Annotated in this window: 19 protein-coding genes and 1 CRISPR repeat array; of the genes, 17 read left to right on the top strand and 2 right to left on the bottom strand. The window is 27.2% G+C overall.

The annotated features are described in order from the left end of the window. Positions 1–89: 89 nt before the first annotated feature. Positions 90–878: direct repeats of the CRISPR family, unit length 30 nt; unit sequence GTTTAGAACATACCTATGAGGAATGGAAAC. Positions 879–974: 96 nt separating this feature from the next. The 15 genes from cas2 (XJ44_RS00625) to cas6 are packed head-to-tail and all read left to right on the top strand — an operon-like array spanning position 975 to position 14,063. Then, positions 975–1,238: a CRISPR-associated endonuclease Cas2 gene (gene cas2 / locus XJ44_RS00625; RefSeq protein WP_075665155.1), complete on the top strand. Its 264-nt coding sequence runs from the start codon at positions 975–977 to the stop codon at positions 1,236–1,238. Between the two features lie 10 nt (positions 1,239–1,248). Next, positions 1,249–2,235 (top strand): type I-B CRISPR-associated endonuclease Cas1b, encoded by a 987-nt coding sequence (gene cas1b, locus XJ44_RS00620; RefSeq protein ID WP_077197733.1) that lies wholly within the window; start codon positions 1,249–1,251, stop codon positions 2,233–2,235. Then, on the top strand, positions 2,198–2,509 hold the full coding sequence (gene cas2 / locus XJ44_RS00615; RefSeq protein ID WP_233119487.1) for a CRISPR-associated endonuclease Cas2: 312 nt from the start codon (positions 2,198–2,200) through the stop codon (positions 2,507–2,509). Before cas1b ends, cas2 (XJ44_RS00615) begins: the two co-directional genes overlap by 38 nt. A gap of 40 nt (positions 2,510–2,549) precedes the next feature. Beyond that, on the top strand, positions 2,550–2,960 hold the full coding sequence (locus tag XJ44_RS00610) for a hypothetical protein (protein ID WP_077197732.1): 411 nt from the start codon (positions 2,550–2,552) through the stop codon (positions 2,958–2,960). Positions 2,961–2,967: 7 nt separating this feature from the next. Further along, entirely contained in the window at positions 2,968–3,636 is a 669-nt protein-coding gene (locus tag XJ44_RS00605; RefSeq protein WP_077197731.1) for a sigma-70 RNA polymerase sigma factor region 4 domain-containing protein, read from the top strand. A gap of 24 nt (positions 3,637–3,660) precedes the next feature. Then, complete coding sequence (locus XJ44_RS00600) at positions 3,661–4,413, top strand: hypothetical protein (RefSeq protein ID WP_077197730.1); 753 nt, start codon at positions 3,661–3,663, stop codon at positions 4,411–4,413. A 3-nt stretch (positions 4,414–4,416) separates the two neighbouring features. After that, positions 4,417–5,859, top strand: a complete 1,443-nt coding sequence (locus XJ44_RS00595; protein WP_077197729.1) for an SAVED domain-containing protein — start codon at positions 4,417–4,419, stop codon at positions 5,857–5,859. Continuing rightward, positions 5,856–7,217 (top strand): CRISPR-associated CARF protein Csx1, encoded by a 1,362-nt coding sequence (gene csx1 / locus XJ44_RS00590; RefSeq protein ID WP_077197728.1) that lies wholly within the window; start codon positions 5,856–5,858, stop codon positions 7,215–7,217. The genes XJ44_RS00595 and csx1 overlap by 4 nt, the downstream gene beginning before the upstream one ends. Positions 7,218–7,235: 18 nt before the next feature. Continuing rightward, positions 7,236–9,500 carry a type III-A CRISPR-associated protein Cas10/Csm1 gene (cas10, locus tag XJ44_RS00585; RefSeq protein WP_077197727.1) on the top strand — a complete coding sequence of 755 codons (2,265 nt, stop codon included), beginning with the start codon at positions 7,236–7,238 and terminating at the stop codon, positions 9,498–9,500. A 1-nt stretch (position 9,501) separates the two neighbouring features. Next, a complete protein-coding gene (gene csm2 / locus XJ44_RS00580; protein WP_077286968.1) occupies positions 9,502–9,915 on the top strand; it encodes a type III-A CRISPR-associated protein Csm2 in 414 nt (137 codons plus the stop codon). Between the two features lie 18 nt (positions 9,916–9,933). Then, entirely contained in the window at positions 9,934–10,725 is a 792-nt protein-coding gene (gene csm3 / locus XJ44_RS00575; RefSeq protein WP_077197726.1) for a type III-A CRISPR-associated RAMP protein Csm3, read from the top strand. Between the two features lie 16 nt (positions 10,726–10,741). After that, entirely contained in the window at positions 10,742–11,680 is a 939-nt protein-coding gene (csm4, locus tag XJ44_RS00570) for a type III-A CRISPR-associated RAMP protein Csm4 (RefSeq protein WP_077197725.1), read from the top strand. 1 nt (position 11,681) lies between these two features. Beyond that, the gene (gene csm5 / locus XJ44_RS00565; protein ID WP_077197724.1) at positions 11,682–12,770 is read left to right on the top strand and encodes a type III-A CRISPR-associated RAMP protein Csm5; all 1,089 of its coding nucleotides are present in this window, start codon (positions 11,682–11,684) and stop codon (positions 12,768–12,770) included. After that, positions 12,740–13,357 carry a hypothetical protein gene (locus XJ44_RS00560; protein WP_077197723.1) on the top strand — a complete coding sequence of 206 codons (618 nt, stop codon included), beginning with the start codon at positions 12,740–12,742 and terminating at the stop codon, positions 13,355–13,357. Before csm5 ends, XJ44_RS00560 begins: the two co-directional genes overlap by 31 nt. Further along, a complete protein-coding gene (gene cas6 / locus XJ44_RS00555) occupies positions 13,335–14,063 on the top strand; it encodes a CRISPR-associated endoribonuclease Cas6 (protein WP_077197722.1) in 729 nt (242 codons plus the stop codon). The genes XJ44_RS00560 and cas6 overlap by 23 nt, the downstream gene beginning before the upstream one ends. Positions 14,064–14,197: 134 nt before the next feature. On the opposite strand, the gene XJ44_RS00550 is transcribed toward cas6, so the two are convergent. Both XJ44_RS00550 and XJ44_RS00545 read right to left on the bottom strand, forming a co-directional pair. After that, positions 14,198–15,475: an ArsB/NhaD family transporter gene (locus tag XJ44_RS00550; RefSeq protein WP_077197721.1), complete on the bottom strand. Its 1,278-nt coding sequence runs from the start codon at positions 15,473–15,475 to the stop codon at positions 14,198–14,200. 119 nt (positions 15,476–15,594) lie between these two features. After that, complete coding sequence (locus tag XJ44_RS00545) at positions 15,595–17,763, bottom strand: AAA family ATPase (RefSeq protein WP_077197720.1); 2,169 nt, start codon at positions 17,761–17,763, stop codon at positions 15,595–15,597. A gap of 236 nt (positions 17,764–17,999) precedes the next feature. Between XJ44_RS00545 and XJ44_RS00540 the strand changes: the two genes are divergently transcribed. After that, entirely contained in the window at positions 18,000–18,326 is a 327-nt protein-coding gene (locus XJ44_RS00540; protein WP_075665140.1) for a zinc ribbon domain-containing protein, read from the top strand. A 191-nt stretch (positions 18,327–18,517) separates the two neighbouring features. Continuing rightward, positions 18,518–19,507, top strand: a complete 990-nt coding sequence (locus XJ44_RS00535) for a lysylphosphatidylglycerol synthase transmembrane domain-containing protein (protein WP_077197719.1) — start codon at positions 18,518–18,520, stop codon at positions 19,505–19,507. Positions 19,508–19,509: the final 2 nt, after the last annotated feature.

The raw sequence follows: 19,509 nt of genomic DNA, 5'->3' as shown, positions 1-19,509 counted from the left end.
TTAAAATAACATGTTTACTTTTAGGTAACTTCCAGTTAATCCAAATGAAAATATCTTGGTTTATAATAATTTATAAGGTTTTTTAATTGGTTTAGAACATACCTATGAGGAATGGAAACTCAAGACGCCCCAATCGTCTATTATTGGGGCGTTTAAGTTTAGAACATACCTATGAGGAATGGAAACAAGAATCTTAGTAAGACGGGGTCTCTTTCGTCGATGTGTGTTTAGAACATACCTATGAGGAATGGAAACGCGAGTTGTCGGCTGGACAACTTCTACTTTGATAATCAGTTTAGAACATACCTATGAGGAATGGAAACTCAAATCTCGTTTTCAAATACCTTATCATATTTCTGGTTTAGAACATACCTATGAGGAATGGAAACTCCATAAATATTGACGGGAGATGTTCGTCTAACCAGTTAATAAGTTTAGAACATACCTATGAGGAATGGAAACTCAAATATATCAGCAAGTGCATCCTTAACTGAAACAAGTTTAGAACATACCTATGAGGAATGGAAACCATTAACTTCATTCCACACATTACTCAACTCCAATAATTGTTTAGAACATACCTATGAGGAATGGAAACCGAAGAAATGGGGCTATATTTTTTACTGATATTTGTTTTTCGTTTAGAACATACCTATGAGGAATGGAAACAAGAATCTTTCGAATATCTTTTCGAAAGATTCTCAATTTTTTGTTTAGAACATACCTATGAGGAATGGAAACGGGTTCAAGCGGGAGCCCTACTCCCTTCCTCGGTTATTCAGTTTAGAACATACCTATGAGGAATGGAAACCGCTCCCACCGCAGCACCTCCGTTTCTTCCATGCAAAGTTTAGAACATGCCTATGAGGAATGGGATGTAAAATTTTTATTTGAAAAAATTTTTTATTTTGTCAGATTTTTTTGTTTAGATTCGTAATTATAAATGAAAGGAGAGTTAATTGGGAGGGAATTTTATGTATGTTATTATGATTTACGATGTTAATAGAAAAAGGGTTTCAAAAGTTTTAAGAATTGCTAGAAAATATTTACGTTGGGTACAAAGATCTGTTTTTGAGGGTAGAATAACAGAGAAAGATTTTAATGAATTGAGAATGGAAATACAGAACATAATTGTTGAAAATGAGGATAGTATATATTGGTATATTTTAAAAAAAGAGTTTGTTCCTTATAGGCACTATATTGGTGAACCCAAATCAACAATTTCCAGTATTATATAGGAGGGAGTTTATGGAAACATTATATGTTTTTACAGATGGCGAAATCAGAAAGAAAAATAATGCGATGTATTTGATTCCAAAATCTGAAGAAAAAAAACCAATGATTGTTCCATTAAAAAATGTTAGTTCTATTATGATTTTTTCAGAAGTGAGTATAAATAAAAGGTTTTTAGAAATGCTCTGTAAAGAAGAAATACCATTGCATTTTTTTGGCTATTATGGAAATTATCTGGGAACTTTTTATCCAAGGGAAAAGAATAAAACGGGAAAGACATTGCTTTTGCAATTTGAACATTATAACGATATGGAAAAACGTATCTTAATTGCAAAAGAGATATTAAAAGCTGCTGTTCATAATATGTTGAAAGTTTTAAGGAGTTTTAAGGAACTGGTATATGATGAAATACTGTATATTGAAAAGATTAAATCAACGCTTGATAAACAGACAAATATTCCAGCTTTAATGGCTATTGAAGGAAATATAAGAAAAAGGTATTACAAAGCTTTTGGAAAGATAGTTGGTAAGAAAGATTTTAGTTTTGAGGAAAGAAAAAGAAAACCTCCGAAAGACGAAATAAATGCTTTAATAAGTTATGGAAATACAATTTTGTACAATATAGTGTTATCTGAGATTTATAAGACTTCTTTAGAACCTCAAATAAGTTTTCTACATGAACCTAAAAACAAAAAATTTTCTTTACAACTTGATATTTCTGAAATTTTTAAACCTATTATAGTTGATAAGGTAATTTTATATCTGGTAAACAATAAAATTGTCCAGAAATCTGATTTTGAACCGATAAGTGATGGAATTTATCTGTCAAAAGAAGGAAAAAAGAAATTTGTTTTAGAACTTGAAAAAAGATTAGAAAAAACAGTAGAAATATATCCAAATCAAAAAGTTTCTTTTAAAACTGTTATATTACATGAATGTTATAAACTTATAAGGCATCTCAAGGGTGAAGAAAATTATCGGGGTTTTAGGGATAGGGGGTGAGTTTATTAGATACATTCTTCTTGCATATGATGTTAATGAAAAGAGGGTAAGTAGAGTACATAAAATTGTAAAAGAATATCTTGTATGGCAACAAAATTCAACATTTGAAGGAAAAATAACACAATCAAATTTAAAACAGTTAATAGGAAGACTAAAGAGAGTAATTGATGAAAGAAAGGATAGTGTTGTAATATATTACTTTAATTCAAGTGCTGTTTTTAATAAAGAAGTTGATGGAAAAGTAAAATGGATTGTTTCAAATAATCTTTTGTAATTTTTATTGAATATGTTATAATCTTTACGGTGATGTAAAATTGAAAAAATTGATTGATGAAATATTTAAAACTGAAAATGAATTTAAAAGATACTTTAAATCTGTAATAGGTATAATGACAGGGTTGAGGGAATTTTCGAAAATAGTAAAAACACAATCACTTTGGAGATCAAAAGAGAGGCCTAGAACTACTAGGCCTGTTTTTGTTGAATATTTAGAAAATAATACGTGTAGACTTTTGTTCTTATCAACAAAAAATTATTCCAAAATAAAGATAGATATAAGAAGGGAGTGTTCTGTTTCGAAAGAATGTAATTTAAATAGAATGTCTTATGCTTTTAAGAAGAAAGGTAAGTTTATTTTTGATGGTATCCCAAGAGAGATAGTAGATAAATATTTTAAAAAGTGTGGGGTATGTAAGAAGAATCTAGATGATTTTTTAAAGGGGTGAAGAAAACTTGAAAAAAGATTTGTTTAGGAAAGAGTTGTTGAATTATATTATAAATAATAAAGTTAGTGAAAAATTTTTAAATTCTGTAAAAGGAATTGTAATAAGTATTATTTCAAAAAACAAAACATATCAAAGTGGGATTAAGGCATGTTACGGAAGTATTGAAGATGCAATAAATGATATATTAAACGATATTTTGATAAAAATAAAGAATAAAGCACATATATTTAAAAATTTATCAGATAATCATGGCGCGTATTTGTATACCATGATAAAAAATCATATTGTGGATGTTTTGAGGAATTATAGATTTAATATTTCTTTAGACAATGAAAGTGATGATTTTGAAAATAGAATTGAATATTTTTTTCATTCAGAAGATTTAAATGACAGTTTAAGTGACAGCTCTGAAACTGTGGTTGTAGCACAGTATTTTTTTAAAGAGCTATGTAAAATGAATGATGAGTATTTGTGCTTTTATTTATACAAAGTATCACGTTCTGAAGAAATATGTTTTTCTGAAAAAACAAAAAATGCAAAATATAAGATTATCCAAAGAACAAAGGAAAAGTTAAAGAAACTTGTTCAAGAAAATGGTATCACTGAAAAAGAATTTTTGTTGGCTATCCGTATTTATATGTCAGAAATTTGTGAAAAGTTACGTAATAATAAATAGAGAGGAATAAAAAAGGAGGGTATTATGAATTTCTTAAAAAATGAATTAGAACTTTATAAAGAATATAATAAAGAGTTTAAAGCGGATTTTATAGAAATAAACAACGGTTCGAGATTAGTTGCAGGTGATATTTTCGTTATTTACACAACGAAATATCCAATTTATGGTGTGATAGTTAGTAAAACGGATGATTTGAACGAAGCTGTTTATTTGACAACTGAGCCGTTTTTAGCAAGCTCAACAGCCACGAGATTGAAAATTAATCATTTAGTTTCAACTGTTATATTAACTCATATGAAGTTTTATTTTGACGATGAATTTTCAGACAAGTACTGTGAATTTATAAAACACGTAGATGTGGAAGAAATTGTAGAAAATTACAATATCTTGGTGTCTGAAGTGTATTCTGGCCCAAGAAAAGAATTCTTTAGTTTAGAGGCAAAGAAAATTGAAAAATTATATGAACTTTTCTTTGAAAAAATAGTTTATGATGATTCAAACGAAGTATGTATAGAATTTCCGGAAGAATTAAAAAGACATGAAGAAATTTTGGCAGCCGATACAGATGGTGTAAAAGGTGAAAATTATGTGGGAATAATTAAGGAAAAATCGCTAATAATTTATTTAGATGATAGTCTTTTGGAAAAGAAAGTAAAGGTGTTTTATGATGACAGAGAACTTTTTAATGGAGTTGTACATGATCACATTAAAATTACAAATATTGATGGTTTGACCAAAGAAGAAATAGAGAAAAATTTAAAAATAAGCGAGGTGTAAACTTTGTATATTAATATTTTAAAGCAAAATATTGAGGACTTTGTTCTTTTAGTAAAAAAAGATTTGATAAGTTTAAATGAAGCTGTTGATTCATATTTAAAATGCGAAGATTTTCCACAAAAAAGTTTTGTTTTGTATGAAATAATAAAAAAGATATTAGAGACAAAAAAGACATCGTCAATAGAGTTGTTGATTAAATTATTAAATGATGATTTGACAGTTTTGAACTTGTATAGAAATGGATATAATGAGGTTAGATTTCCGATTGTAAATGACTCTGGTAATGGAAAGATAGCAAGGGCTATAGTTTTTAAAAATGAGAAAACGTATGTAAATCTAGAAGGATTTACAGATAAGATAAAAAATATTGAAAATATAGTTCAGAAAAACTTGGGAGTAATATTTGACTCCCATTTTACAGGAAATTCCTTTATGTTAGCAATAACCATGGGAGGATTAACTAGTAAAATTCCAAAAAATGTAGCCTTTACTGGTGAAGTTGATAGTGATGGTAGTATATTGAAGAATATAAGAAATTTACATTTTAAAGAATCTGTTTGTGAAAGAGAAAATTTGAAGTTAATAAGTGCTTTGGATGTTAATAATGTATTTGAATTAAAAGACTTTTTCGAAGCAAAAGAATATCATGTGCCAGTGTTGTTCGTGTTTCAGAAACGTGATGAAGAGTTTGTAGATAATTCCTATGAGAAATTGAAAGAAAAAGTTGGAGAAAAATTTCCGTTGAATTTTGTTGATATATTTGAAAAATTATACGATTTTAAGAAAACATATGTTTCAGATGAAATAAAAAATAATGAGTGGAAAAAAGTTCTAAAAGATGCAAGAAAAGTGTTAAATAGTATAATTTCAAATAACGGAATACCACATATATCAATTGTAGGACCTGTTGCAATGGCGATGGCTTTGGGAGTAACATTAGGAACACATAATAAGTTAGTATTTTACCATCATCAAAATGGAGAATATCATAGAGTTTTAGACTTAACTGACAATGTTAGAAAAGTTAAATCGATTACTGAAGATTATAGATTTGTTAAGTATACAGTTGAAGGTGAAGGTGAAGATTGTTCATATGTCATTTATCTTGCTTCACATAATCCTATACAGGATGTTCGAAAATTTTTGTTGAATAATAATATTTCATCTAAAATAATTTTTATTGAATACAAAAATGGTAAAGGAAATATTAAACCTGGAGATTGGACTAAAATAGTTTCTGAAATTATGTCTATTACACAAAATGTAAGGTCTTGTACTGGCTGTGAAAATGTTCATTTTTTCATTAGTGCACCACTTCCGATTGCTTTTGGTTTGGGAATGGCTTATGGTGATTTTTCAAAAGGAGGTATTTATCAATTAGATAAAGAAACAGGAAGTTATATTAAAGCATTTGAAATTGAAAATATAAGGAGGGATTGGATTTGAAAATTCTTTTGATGCCACTTGGCAATATTAGAACATATAAAAATAGCGTTGTTTATAAATTAGAACAATCAAATAATTATGATTTTTTACCAAATTTGTTAATCAATGAGTTTAATATTGACAAGGTTATGATTTTCGTTTTAGATACTTTGTATCCTAATTTGACTGATGAACAACCTAAAAGTTACAATGAGATGGAGAATTTTTTAATTAAGAAATATTCAGAGTATTTTAGTAGTCACAGTGAGTTTGAAAATTTTGAAGTTAAAGTTGTTCCAGGTGTAGGCACTTTTAGAAATAGAAAAGATATGGAATACAGATTTAAAGGTACAATTACTGATCTTTACTATTTGAATTTATATTATTTTTATAATCTTTTCAAAGATTTAAATATAAATGATGATTTGGAAGTGTATTTAGATATTACTTTTGGAATTAATTACCATACTAATATGCTTTATAGTTCGTTGATTGATTTGTTGCAATTAATTTCATTTATTAAACCCGTAAAATTTGTTGTTACAAATTCAGAGTCACCATTTAGTAGAGAAGAAAAAAATATATTATTTGTTCATAAAATTGAAGAAAAAAGAATAATTCCATTTTTAAATATAAAAGATTTTCAAGGGGAAAAAATTTTTGGGTTTTCAAGTTTTGTGGATAATCAAGAAAAAAGAATAATCGGAAAGAACAGGTTAAATGATTTTTACAGAGAATTAAAAAAGAGTGAAGTTATAAATGAGTCTAGAATATTTTTAAAGTCAATTTACTATGGATTCCCATTGGTATTTTCTTTAATGCTTAAAAAGGTAGATTTTGATGAAATCATTTTAAAAGGAATTGAAATATATAAAGATGTTTTGGATATCGAAAATGGCGTTGATAAAAAAATAGTAAAAAGAAAACTTGCAATTACTCCTTCATTTAAAGGAATTATTTTTTCGTCCATTTTTAGTAAATTATTTGTCAAATTGTTTGATGAATATGATGAAAAAATACATTTAAAGGATGAGTATCCAATTGACTATTTAGAAAGTATTTCAAATTTTGTATGGAAGATAAATGAGGAAGGTAATTACATAAATGTTTTTTCTGCACTTTCTATAAAAAAGGAGTTAAGCGATATAAAAAATTATGCTAAAGGGTTGCCAGAAGGTGAGATTATTTATACTAAGAGCAAAGATAATGAGAATAAACAAAGTAAACAAATTTATTCTAAAATTTATTCCAGCGAAAAAAGAAACTTTTTGGCACATGCAGGACTTTCAAATAGAACTTTTAAAATCAAAAAGACAAAAAATGATATTTTGATAATACCTCAAATGAAAAATATTCTTGGAAATTTCAAGGATATTTAGAGTTCAAGGGGTGAAATTATGGAACTTACAGTTGAAAAAGTATTTTTGGCTAGTATTTTTCACGATATTGGGAAATTTTATCAAAGAGCAGAAATTAATTCTTTAAAGAAGATAATAACAGAAACTTATAGATATTCTATTGAAAGTTCGAAAAGTTATAGTCCAAGACACCAAGAATGGGGCGCGTATTTTTATAAAAACTCAGGTTTACCTTATAAAAATGAGATTGAAGGTGTAATTTTAAATCACCATAGCCCCATAAATTTGTTATCAGAGTTAGTTCAATTGGCTGATCATGTTTCGGCAAACGAAAGAGAGGACTATATTTCTTCTGAAAACGAACGAGTAAAAAATATGGTTTCAACTCTTTCTTTGGTTTCTTTGAAATATAACAAAAAAAATAAAAAATATAAAAGAGTGTCCAGACTATCAGAATTCAAGGAGTTAATTGATAGAGAAGAGGAGAATATAAAACTTTCATACAAAAATTTATGGAATGAGTTTGAAGAACAAGTAAAAAACATTGTCAGAGAACACAAAAATACAGAAAAACTGGATATTACTGATCCATTCTATGAGAAAATATATTATCTATTGAAAGAATATACATCTAATGTGCCATCTGCATTTTTTTATTCTGAACCTGAAATTTCCCTGTTTTCTCATTTAAGTACCACTGCAGCAATTGCTATATCTATTTTCAAACAATATGAAGATGGTTTTAAAAATGGAGATATAAACATATTCAAAGGTATTAAGAGTGACAAAAAGATAATGGGTATAGTAAAAGGTGATGTTTCTGGGATACAAAATTTTATATATAACGTCTCACAGGAACATGCTGTAAAAAAGCTTAGAGGTCGCTCTTTTTATGTTTCATATCTTTTGGAAATCATTGCAAGGTATATAATTTACTCTGAAAAATTGTCAATTAGTAATGTAATATACAATGGTGGTGGACACTTTTATCTTCTTGGACCGGCAATCTTAATTGATAAACTCTCGTATTATCAGAAAAAAATCGAAGAAAATTTGTTTAAAGCACACGGCATAGAATTAACCGTAAATTTATCTGGAGAAAAAATATCACTCAATGAACTTAGCGGTGAATTATTCAAAAATATTTCCGAAAAAGTTGAAGATAAAAAGTTTAGAAAATTTGAAAGTATTCTGAAAAAAAACCATGAAGAAATATTTAACCTAAAGGATGTTTCACAAAATTTGTGTCCTTATTGTCACAGAGAATTAATAGGTGAAAAATGTGAGTTTTGTGAGTCTTTTGCAGAATTAGGGGATTTTCTCACAAAGAAAAATTCTTTCAAAATTTTAAAAACAAATAAAAAGGTAGAAAAGATAAATAGTTATAACGATATTTTTAATTTGTTTGGATACGAAATAAAGTTTGGAGATAATTTAAAAGATTCTTATTTGACGGTAAAAGATAAAAAAATAGATTTTGGAAGATATATATATATTATAAAATCTGCTAATTATGTTCCAAAGAAAGATGATGGAAGTATAGCCGATTTAGAGACTATAGCTAATAATTCAAATGGGATAAAGAAATGGGGTGTTTTAAGAGGAGATGTAGATAATTTAGGAAAGGTTTTTGGGAAGGGGTTAGGTGATAAACCACCAATATCAAAAAAAGCTACACTTTCACAAGAAATTGAAATATTCTTTGGGAAATTTTTAGAAGATATTGTTAGGGAAAGATTTCCAAATTCTAGTGTTATATATTCTGGAGGAGATGATTTCTTTATTTTGGGACCTTGGAGTGATTTACCGAATTTGGCGTGGGAAATACAAAAAAGTCTAAGAAGTTTTAGTGGGGAAAATAAAGATATAACAGTTTCAATGGCAATGGAATTTGCTCCCGCAAAAAAATATCCCGTTTACCGGGTAGCATTGGGTGCTGGAAATAACTTGGACATTGCAAAGAATTACAAAAGGAATGGGTATGAAAAAAATGCATTTTTTAATTTCAACAAGGTAGTTGGTTGGGAAGAGTTTGAAGAGTATACCCTAATAAAGGAAAAGTTAGAAAGCTTTATTAACAAAAATATTACTAGAAAAGTTTTATATGTTCTAAGACATTTTTCAGGTGAAAATAGAAAAATATGGAGGTTGTTTTATTATTTTTCAAGACTTGCTGATAGAAACAAAGAAATAGGAAAAGAAATACTTGGATTTTTAGATTTAATACTTAGAAATGATAACAAGTTGTATAAACATATTGATTCAATTACTTATTGGGTAGAATACGAAACTAGGGAGGGATAATATGGAAAATAAAGTGTTGATATCAAAAGAATTATCTGAAAAAATGCTTAATCCTGAGAAAGATCCAGATGGGAAGTTGCTATTTGAATATGCTAAGAAATTGGCAGAAGAAGTTAAAAGTATTAATTCAAATCAAATTAGAAAATATTTTAGTGAAGTAAAAAAGATTTCCATGGATGAAAGTAAATTTAAGTATGAGGTTAAAAGATTTTTAGCTGTTTTTTTGTACAATATAAAGAAGTTATCAAATTATAGGAGTATTATTAATCAAGCGGAAAATTTTGCAAATTCAATGAAAAATATGGTTTTGACTTTGGATGAAGGGGATATAAACTACTTGAAAAGATTTAAGGATTTTTGGGAAGCATTAGTAGCATATCATAAATATCTAGAAACTACAAATAAAAGAAGATAATTTTTAAGGAGGGAGAATATGGAAAGAATAAATTTTAAAGGAAAATTTATTGTAAAGGCTGAATTAGTTTTACTTACTGGACTACATATTGGGGGGCAAGATAATACGATAGAGATTGGAGGTATTGATAATCCAGTTATAAAAGATGAACGTGGTATACCGTATATTCCTGGAACAAGTCTTAAAGGAAAACTTAGAACACTTATGGAATACTATCATGAAAAAATTGATGAAAATAAACTTGTTTGGGTAAAGAAAGGTGAAATTAAAATTCATATGTGCGATGATAAAGACTGCCCTGTGTGTAATTTGTTTGGAAGAAATCATGGGAAACATACCTTTGTAAATGATGAAAATAAAATGTTTGAGAATTTAATGCCTACAAGGTTAATAGTTAGAGATGCCAAATTAATACAGGAAAGTATTACAGATGAAATGAGAAATAATCTAGATACTAGTTATACAGAAGTAAAACACGAAAATACAATTGATAGAATAACTTCTTCTGCTAATCCAAGACAAAATGAAAGAGTACCTGCTGGAGCAAGGTTTAAAGTTGAATTTGTCATTAATGTGTATAACGATGAAAAAGTAAAATATTTAAAAGAGTTGATAACTGCTATGAAATTACTTGAAGATGATTATTTGGGTGGTTCTGGTTCAAGGGGATATGGAAAGGTGAAATTTGAAAATATTTCTATTTCGTTTAGAGATAAAGGATTTTACTTGGGAATTTCGGATGAAAAAGAATTAAAAAAATTGAATGATACTACTGAAAAGATAGATTGGGAAAGTATGAAAATAGAATGAAATGGGGTTTGATAAGATGAAAAAATATAGGGTAAAGTTAAAGTTTAGGACCCCTCTACATGTTGGAGAAAAAGATAATATTTATAATGCGGTTTCCAAGTTTGTGCATTCTGATACAATATTTTCTGGTTTGGTAAATGCGTATAATATTTTATTTGGTGGTGAAAAAACCGAAAAATTTCTCAATGTAATTATTGAAAATCCAGATATATTTAGAATTTCGTCTTCATTTTTCTATTATAAAGATATATACTTTTATCCTAAACCCTTTGGGTATAACTTTGGTTTGGATAAGTTTTACCTAGATGATATGAAAAAATTAAAGAAATTAGAGTTTGTTTCAGAAGAATTTTTGAAAGGAAATGTTGAAAATCCAGTTATATTTGGCAAATTTGCAACGAATGGAAAAAATGTAGAAGAGTTTGTCCATGTTAGAGATGTTCCAAGAATAGTCAATGATAGAATTACAAATGAGGTAAGTATCTTTTATATGTCATATGTTACTTTTGACAAAGATAGTGGTTTGTGGTTTTTTTTAGATGTTGATGAAAGTTTGGAAAATGAAGTTTTTGCTTCTTTAAAGTTATTAGGAGATGAAGGAATTGGTGGAGAAAGGACATATGGATATGGAGCATTTGAGTTTGATGTGGAAGAAGTAGATTTAAAAAGTGAAGGTAAAATGTTTTTGTTGCTGTCCTCCTATTATCCCAAGGATCAATCAGAAGTAAGAAAAGTTATTTATTACAAAATTTATGAAAAGACTGGTTATGTTTTTTCGCTATATGATAATACCAAAAGACAACCAATAGTTCGATTATTTAGCGAAGGTAGCGTATTTTCAGATAAAGTTGTAGGAAAAATACTAGATATTACACCTAAAGGTTTTAAGTATCATAGGGTTTATAAATATGCGCGAGCCTATTTAATTCCAATTGAAAAGGAGGCTCTTAAATAATATGGTGTTTAATTATAAAATAGAAATTTTAACTCCTACAGTTATACTTTCTGGAGATAAAATAAAAAGTTTTGAAATAATAAAAGATGGTAATAAAGCATTTGTTGTTGATTTTGATAGGTTAATAAGAAATGAAGAAAATTTTATGAATTTTGTAATAAATTATCCAGAAATATTGGGGGATAGGAATAACTTTCTAAATACGTTAAAAAGATTGAATATAAATTATAAGAATTATATTAAAAATGAAATTAAAGGTTATATAAAGGGAAACACGGAAGTTAGTGAATTTGTAAAAACTGCTGGAAGGCCTTATATCCCTGGATCTTCCTTAAAAGGTGCAATTAGAACTTTTTTGATTAAAGGGACTCAATTTCAAGGAGAGTATGAGAAGAAATTTCAATATTTATTAGAATCTAAAAAAGATAATAAGAAAGATATTAAGAAACTTGTAAAAAATATTGATTTAAAAGTTTTCGGAAAAGCTGTTATGTCACCTTTTAAACTTTTAAAGGTTTCTGATTCTAATTATTTAGAGTACAATGATTTAAAAATAGCAAATATTCAAGTTTATCATTTGTTAAAGAATAAGACTGTATTAGATCTTTATGCTGAGTATTTGGATAGTGGAAAAGTATTAAATGGAACAATTAAAATTGATGATTTTGAAAAGTATGGAAGTATGGATTTTATTTTGAGGCATTATTACAAAGATCCACGTTTAATTTTCAATGATTTTGTGAAAAACATAAATTTGGGTGTAAAAAGGTATATTGAAAAAGAAAAAGAAATAGTAACTGAACAAGGTATTGAAGATTTAAAAAGATTCTACAATATGTTGGAAGATAAGTTAAATAATTTGAATGAAAATCAGTTTTTGTTACAACTAGGTTTTTCAACAGGGTTTTATTCAAAAACAATTTTTGTAAAGCATTTGGAAGTAAAGCAAGTAAAATTTTTAAAAAGTATTTTAGGTAAAAGGGCGAGAAATTACAAACCAGAGTTTTTCCCATTGACAAAAAGAGTGGTAAAAAAAGATGGGGTGATGCAACCATTAGGATGGATTATGGTAACTTTAACGAAAAAATAGGAGTGAAATTGATTTTCGAGTTTAAACTTGATTTTCCATTGTATTTGGGAAAAGGTAATTTTGAGAATCTCAAAAATGAATTAACCAGTGTAGGGTTTTCCGATTTTAGTTTTTCGGGTTTTTTATCGGATAAAGTTTTTAAATCTGAAAATGGCTTTTATATAAAATCAAGAGCGTTTTTTATAATTAAGACATTTTTTAACAAAAGGATAGCGGATATTTTAAATAATAAAATATACGGGTTAAAACCACATAAAATTTACATAAATAGATTAAATTTTAATAGAGAGTTTTATGTATTGAACAGCAATTTAGATTTAGATTTAGTAGAAGATTATAGTGATTTTATAAGAGAAAAGTTGATTGAAAAATATAGAGAGTTGTATGGTAAAAATCCTGATGATAATTCTTTGGTTGTAATAATTAAGAATGGAAAAAATTATAAAAAAGCTTTATTCTTTGGTTCAAAAGAATTAATTAATTTGGCAAATGTATTAGGACTTTATGGTACAGGGGGATATAGAGGATTTTTGGTTGAAGATAAAAAATTTGGAGTGATAAATAATGAGATTAAAAGTGAGCTTTGAATTTGAAAAGTTAGTTCTTCCAATAGATTATAACCATATTTTACAATCTACTATTTTGAATTTGATTTCCAATGATGATTTTAAGAGTTTTATTCATGATCAAGGATATATTTATGAAAAGAGAAAGTTCAAACTTTATACTTTTTCAAGAATATATGGAAAGTTTAGTATCGACAAAGAAAAGGGAAAGATTACATTTTTTGACAGTGCAAATTTTATTGTTTCATCTTATGATGATATGTTTTGTCGATATCTTGCAGAAAGGTTTTTAAGCTTTGAAAATATTTATTTAGGAGGAAATTTTGTATCTCCAAAAAGTATTGAAGTTGATTATTTTGAATCTAAAAACAGTTTAAAGACCATTACAAAATCTCCGGTTACAGTTTATTCGACTTATTTAGACGAAAATGGAAAGAAAAAAACCTTGTATTATCATCCAGATGATCCAAAATTTAAACAAATAATCGAACAAAATATTTATAAAAAATATTATTCTATTTATAAAAAAGAACCAAAAGGATTTATCAAAATCAAGCATGTTGGAAAAAATCCCAAAAGAATTGTTGTTTATTATAAAGGTTTTAAAATTGTGGGTTGGATGACAGCTTTTGATTTATTTGGTGATGAAGAGTTGATTAAGATAGCATATGAAGCAGGAATTGGTGCAAAAAATTCACAGGGGTTTGGGTTACTTGAAAAGATATAAGGATAATAGTGGGTAGTATAAATATAAAAATCGTTCTTTCTTTTAAAAAACTTCTTTCATTATTGATAAGGAAAATAAGCTAATTATTTTTTGAATTTAATTACAAAAACATTTCAGTTGTTTTACTCATTACATCAATGAATTAAGGTTAAGAAGAATATATAAACTATTCCTATAATTAATGTAAGAAAAACAGGTACTATTTTCCATCTCATGTATTCAAAAAATCCAAATTTTCTTCCTAAATTTTTTTCCAAGTAATTTACGGCAACTAAATTTTGAACTGCGCCAAGTGGTGTTAAACTTGTTGCAAAGTTTGAAGCTATGGCAAATGTCCACCACAGTATAGGGTTAACACCGTGTGATACTAATATTTTTATTACAGGTGCTAATATTAGAGCAGATGGTACGTTATTTAATATTGGAATTGTAATTATCGATAAGATGTAAAATACTCCTAATATTATCAGGTTATTACTTTTAAATGGTAAAAATAGATTAGCAATTTGTTGAGTAAAACCTATCTCTTCTAGAGCATAGGAAGTCATATAAAGTCCTGCAAAGAAAAATAACATATCCCAATCAATATCTTTTCCGACATCTTCATATCCATTTGAAAATTTAATTATTAATATTGAACCACCTATGAGTGCAATTACAGATAATTCTAAATTTAAAGTTGAATGTAGAATGAATAAAATAATTACTATTATAAAGTCTATTAATGAAAACCACATCATTTTTGGATTTGTGATAGCCTTTTTTTCATCCATTTGGTTTAATTTTTCAATATTTTTTAGAGATTTTTCATCAACTTTTAGGTGTTTTTTGAAGTATAATAAAACACCTATAAAAGCTAAAATTGAAACAGGTCCCATTACTTTAATAAAATCGTTAAACGAATAACCGCTAATTGATCCTATTACAAGATTTAGAGGACTTCCTATTAGTGTGGCAGAACCACCTATGTTATCCATTAGAATAGTAAGCATAATTAATGGGATAGGATTAAGTTCTAACATATCAGAAATTAAAAAAATCATAGGGGCCATTACAAGAATAGTGACAACATTGTCTAAGAATGCAGATGTTAATGCAACAATAATCATTAGTAAAGTCATGGTTAAAAAGAATTTTTTTCCGCCAAATTTGATTATTTTTATAGAAAAATACTCGAAAAATCCAGATTTATTAAGAAAGGCAACAATCATCATCATTCCTGTTAATAAACCCAGAGTATCCACGTCAACAATGTGACTAAAATTCTCCGAATTGAGTCCATTTACCAGTCTTAAAGCTGAAATTAACAGCGCTAGACTAAATACAACAGCAGGTTTATTTTTCTTTCCGAAAATTATGTATAAATAGGAAGTTAAAACAATGATAATAACTAATATGTGTTTTAAAGGCATTTTTTATTCCTCTTTTCCATCAAGATTTTTAAAAAAACTCCGAAGAATATTATATACCAAAAGATCAGATTGTGTAAATTTTATTTTTGTTATAGATTGTAATTTTTGTTAGTTTTAAGTTAAATTTTTATTTCATATTTTATGGATTTGCAATTGTTGTAAATAGCTTCTTTGGCAAGCTTATCTGCTAAATCATTGTATTTATTTCCTGAATGTGCTTGAATTTTTTTGAATTTTATATTTACAAATTTTGAGTAATAATCATACCTTTCTTTGTAAAATTTAGATATTTCCTTTTTTGTTTTCCAATATCCAAGAGCCCATTTTTCAATTCCTTCATAATCGTAATTTATTTCAATACATTTTAAATTTTCTTGTTTTGCATATTCAAAAGCAAGTAACGTTGCAAATATTTCACCTGATACATTTCTACTTTCAATGAATTTTGTTATGGAATAATTTTTACAGTATTTTTCAATTCTATTTTTTTTGACAATTACTAGTCCTGAACCAAATTTTTTTAAATTATCATCATAACTACCATCAACAAAAGCTTTTATACAATCATAATTTTGATTATTATTGATTGTGTTGTTATAATTTTTGTTTTTAGCATTGAAAATATTAAGAAAATCTTTGACAATTTTTTCCGAAGTTGCTTCTGACAAAATTATTCTCGTAATATCACATTTTTTGTTATAAAATACTTGTATTTTAAGATATTTATTATCCTTTTGTAGATAATATACTTCTTGGTAATCAAAATGTTTTATGGAAATTATTTTAAAATTGTAAGAAGTTATGTTTTTTATTAATTTGTTATGTATAACTTTAGAACATTCTTTATTTAATTTTTCATTTTCAACTGGAATTTTTATTTTGCTTTTTATAACATACTTATCAGAGATTTTAATATTATTATTTTCTATAGAATTGATTTGTAACGGTGTTATATATACTTTCTTTTTTGCACGTGTAATTGATGTGTATAGCCATTTAAAATATTCTTTGGATTTCAAGGAATTGTAAAATTCGGTATCAACATAAACATTTTCCCATTCTCCTCCCTGTGCTTTGTGGGTGGTAATAGCATATCCATATTTCACATATAGTGCGTTAAAGTAAGGGTTGTTTTCAAGGTGTTTATGTAATTCATTATTTTTAATATTTCCAACCATATTTTTAGTTAATACGATTAATGCTATTTGTAAATCTCTTTCACTTGTACTTTTTGTGTAAAGACTGTTTGCAAGGACTTTGAATTTTATTACATTATTAGTTAGTATATTTTTGAGTTTTAAATCATAAAATATTAAATCTATTGGTTTTTTACCACGTAAATAAATACTTTGCTTTTCGTTTGAGATAATATCTAAAACTTCAAAGAATTCTCCGTTTAAGATAGTTTGGTTTTGAAAATGAACATTTCGCGTATTTAGTAATATATCTCCTATTTCGAATGTTTGTTTTAGATTCTTCATTTTTCTAATTTTTTTGTTATATTCAAGTGCTTTTTTATTCGTCGAACATATGATTATATTGTTATTTGTATTATTAACATCGTATTGTGAAATTAAATTTGGAGTTTCTACGAAATCATTTGAAAGTGATAAGTTTAAATCAAAAAAATTATTATTTTGAATATGTTTTTTTATTAGAAGCGCATTTTTTAGAATAAAACTATCTGATTTTTGTCTTACTACTTTATCTAATGTAATTTTTTTACCATCGAGATGAAATTTTTCTTTTAGATAAAATTCATCAAGTGCAGGTGAAAATGAAGAATTGACAGGAGGAAGTTGGTAGTTGTCTCCTACAAATATTATTTTGTTATGTTTCCCATATTTTATGTGGGTAATAAGATCTGTTAATAATTTTCCGCTTCCAAATACTAAAAAATTGTTGTTGGTTACATCGGAAATCATAGAGCTTTCATCAACAATGTAAATTGTTTTATCACTTTTGTTAATATTTAAAGAAAAATATATTTTTAATTCGTCGTTTTTTTCTTTAATTTCCATATTGGTAAAACTGTAAATTTCACTGTGTATAGTCTTAGCCTCAAAGCCAGATTTTTCTGAGAGTATTTTTGCCGCTCTTCCAGTAGGTGCAAGAAGGACAAAATTGATGTTTTTTTTATTTAAGTATTGTGCATATTTAGATATAAGAAAAGTTTTACCAGTACCTGCACTTCCAGAGATAATGAGAAAATCTAATAGATTGTTTATAAAATCTTCTAATGTTTCTATAGCATATTTTTTATCTTCAAAGTTAGTGTTAAAGAACATTAAATCCCTCCATTTTATCATATACTTATTTTATATTATACGACAAAAATATTAAACATGAATATTTAATATGGCCTGAATTTTTAAGGTAACAGCTAAAGTTTGAATTCTTGAAGTAATATGAAAAATATGTTATGATATTTTTAAGTTTAAACATAGAAGTAGAGTTAGATATAACTTTCTCTAAGTGATAATGTTTTATAGTAATCTAAAACAATAAGAGCGATGTGAAAGTTATGATATTTGGCTGGAAAGAATGTCCAAGGTGTGGTGAGGAAGTTAGAGATAATAGAAAAAGTTGTAAATGTGGTTGGAAATTTTATAAGAAAAAATGCCCAAGATGTGGAGAGTATCTGGATGATTCAGAGAAAATATGTTATCGGTGTGGTTGGTATTTTTACTGGGAAGATCATATTGGAGAAGATGACGAAGATGAATACGATTATGAAGAGGATGATTGTTGGGATTTTTGGAGAGAAACTGCTGAAGATATTTTAGGCGAAGATTTAAGTAATATAGACGGGGCAACTTTGGGTGAAATTTTAGATGATTTAGGTTTTTGAAGAATTTTGTATACTAAAACATTGATATATATGATTGAGGTAGTGCGTAAAGTAATTATTTTTAGTGATGGTTAGGATTAATGTTTTCTTTATGTTTATATCATGGGAGATTTAATAATCTTCCTTTTTATTCTTGAAATATACCTTTTTGTTTCTTGATATAGATTAAAATTTTGATATAATTAAAAAAGATGAAGAATAAAAGAATATTTTTATCAATTATATTTGCGGTTATTTCTGGACTTACTGTAGTTTCAATTATGAATTTCTTACACAAAGGGAATATTAATATAGTTTCCCTAATTTTTTCTGTACCAATAAAAATTTATTTAGTGGCTTTTTTAATATTTTTTTCTTCGTATTTTTTAGAGGCATTTCGTATGATGTATCTTTTATGGCATAGAGGGTACAAGGTAAGTTATTTTTCGTTGTTGTATAACAATATATTGGGGTATTTCTTTTCTTATCTTACGCCTTTTGCCATGGGAGGCCAACCCTTTCAGATTTATCATTTAGTAAAAAAAGGCGTTGATTCAAGTTATGCAACAGGGATTATGGTTGCAAGGGTTTTGCAAAACTCTTTAGGTGGAGCGATTATTGCAATAATAATGCTTAACACAAGTATGGGATGGATTATGGATAAGGGAAAATTAGTCTTATTAGGAATTGCTATAAGTTTAATTTCTTCATTTATACTTATTTTGTCAATGGTTGTCCCTGAAGTTATGATACCGATAGTTAGAGGAATGTCAAAGATATTAAGAAAAACAAATTGGGTTACTAGATTTGAAAATTGGGTTTCAAATTTCAAGAGTAGTCTTGAGTATATGTGGAAAGAAAACACTTACATAATGATTGTAGATATATTAGGTTGGTTCTTTATAGTTATGCTTCAGCTTTTTTCTTTATTTTATATTCTTAAGGGTATATCATCTTTGAAAATAAATTTTTGGTTTTTGTTTGGATCAATTAATGCAGTAAATGCAATAGCGTATTTTATTCCTACTCCGGGTTCATCCGGTGGGATAGAAGCAACTTATCAATATGTGCTTTCAAGTATTGTTGGTAATTCTGAGATATCACTTATTGCAATAACTGGTTGGAGATTTATAGCTTATTATTTACAGCTGGTGTTGGGAACTTTTATGCTTTGGATAAATAACAAACATGTTGAAGAGTAGGT

It is taken from the genome of Thermosipho affectus (assembly GCF_001990485.1).
Taxonomy (GTDB): domain Bacteria; phylum Thermotogota; class Thermotogae; order Thermotogales; family Fervidobacteriaceae; genus Thermosipho; species Thermosipho affectus.
The sequence above is the reverse complement of the archived record's forward strand: the minus strand, read 5'-3'. Positions and strand labels throughout refer to the sequence as shown.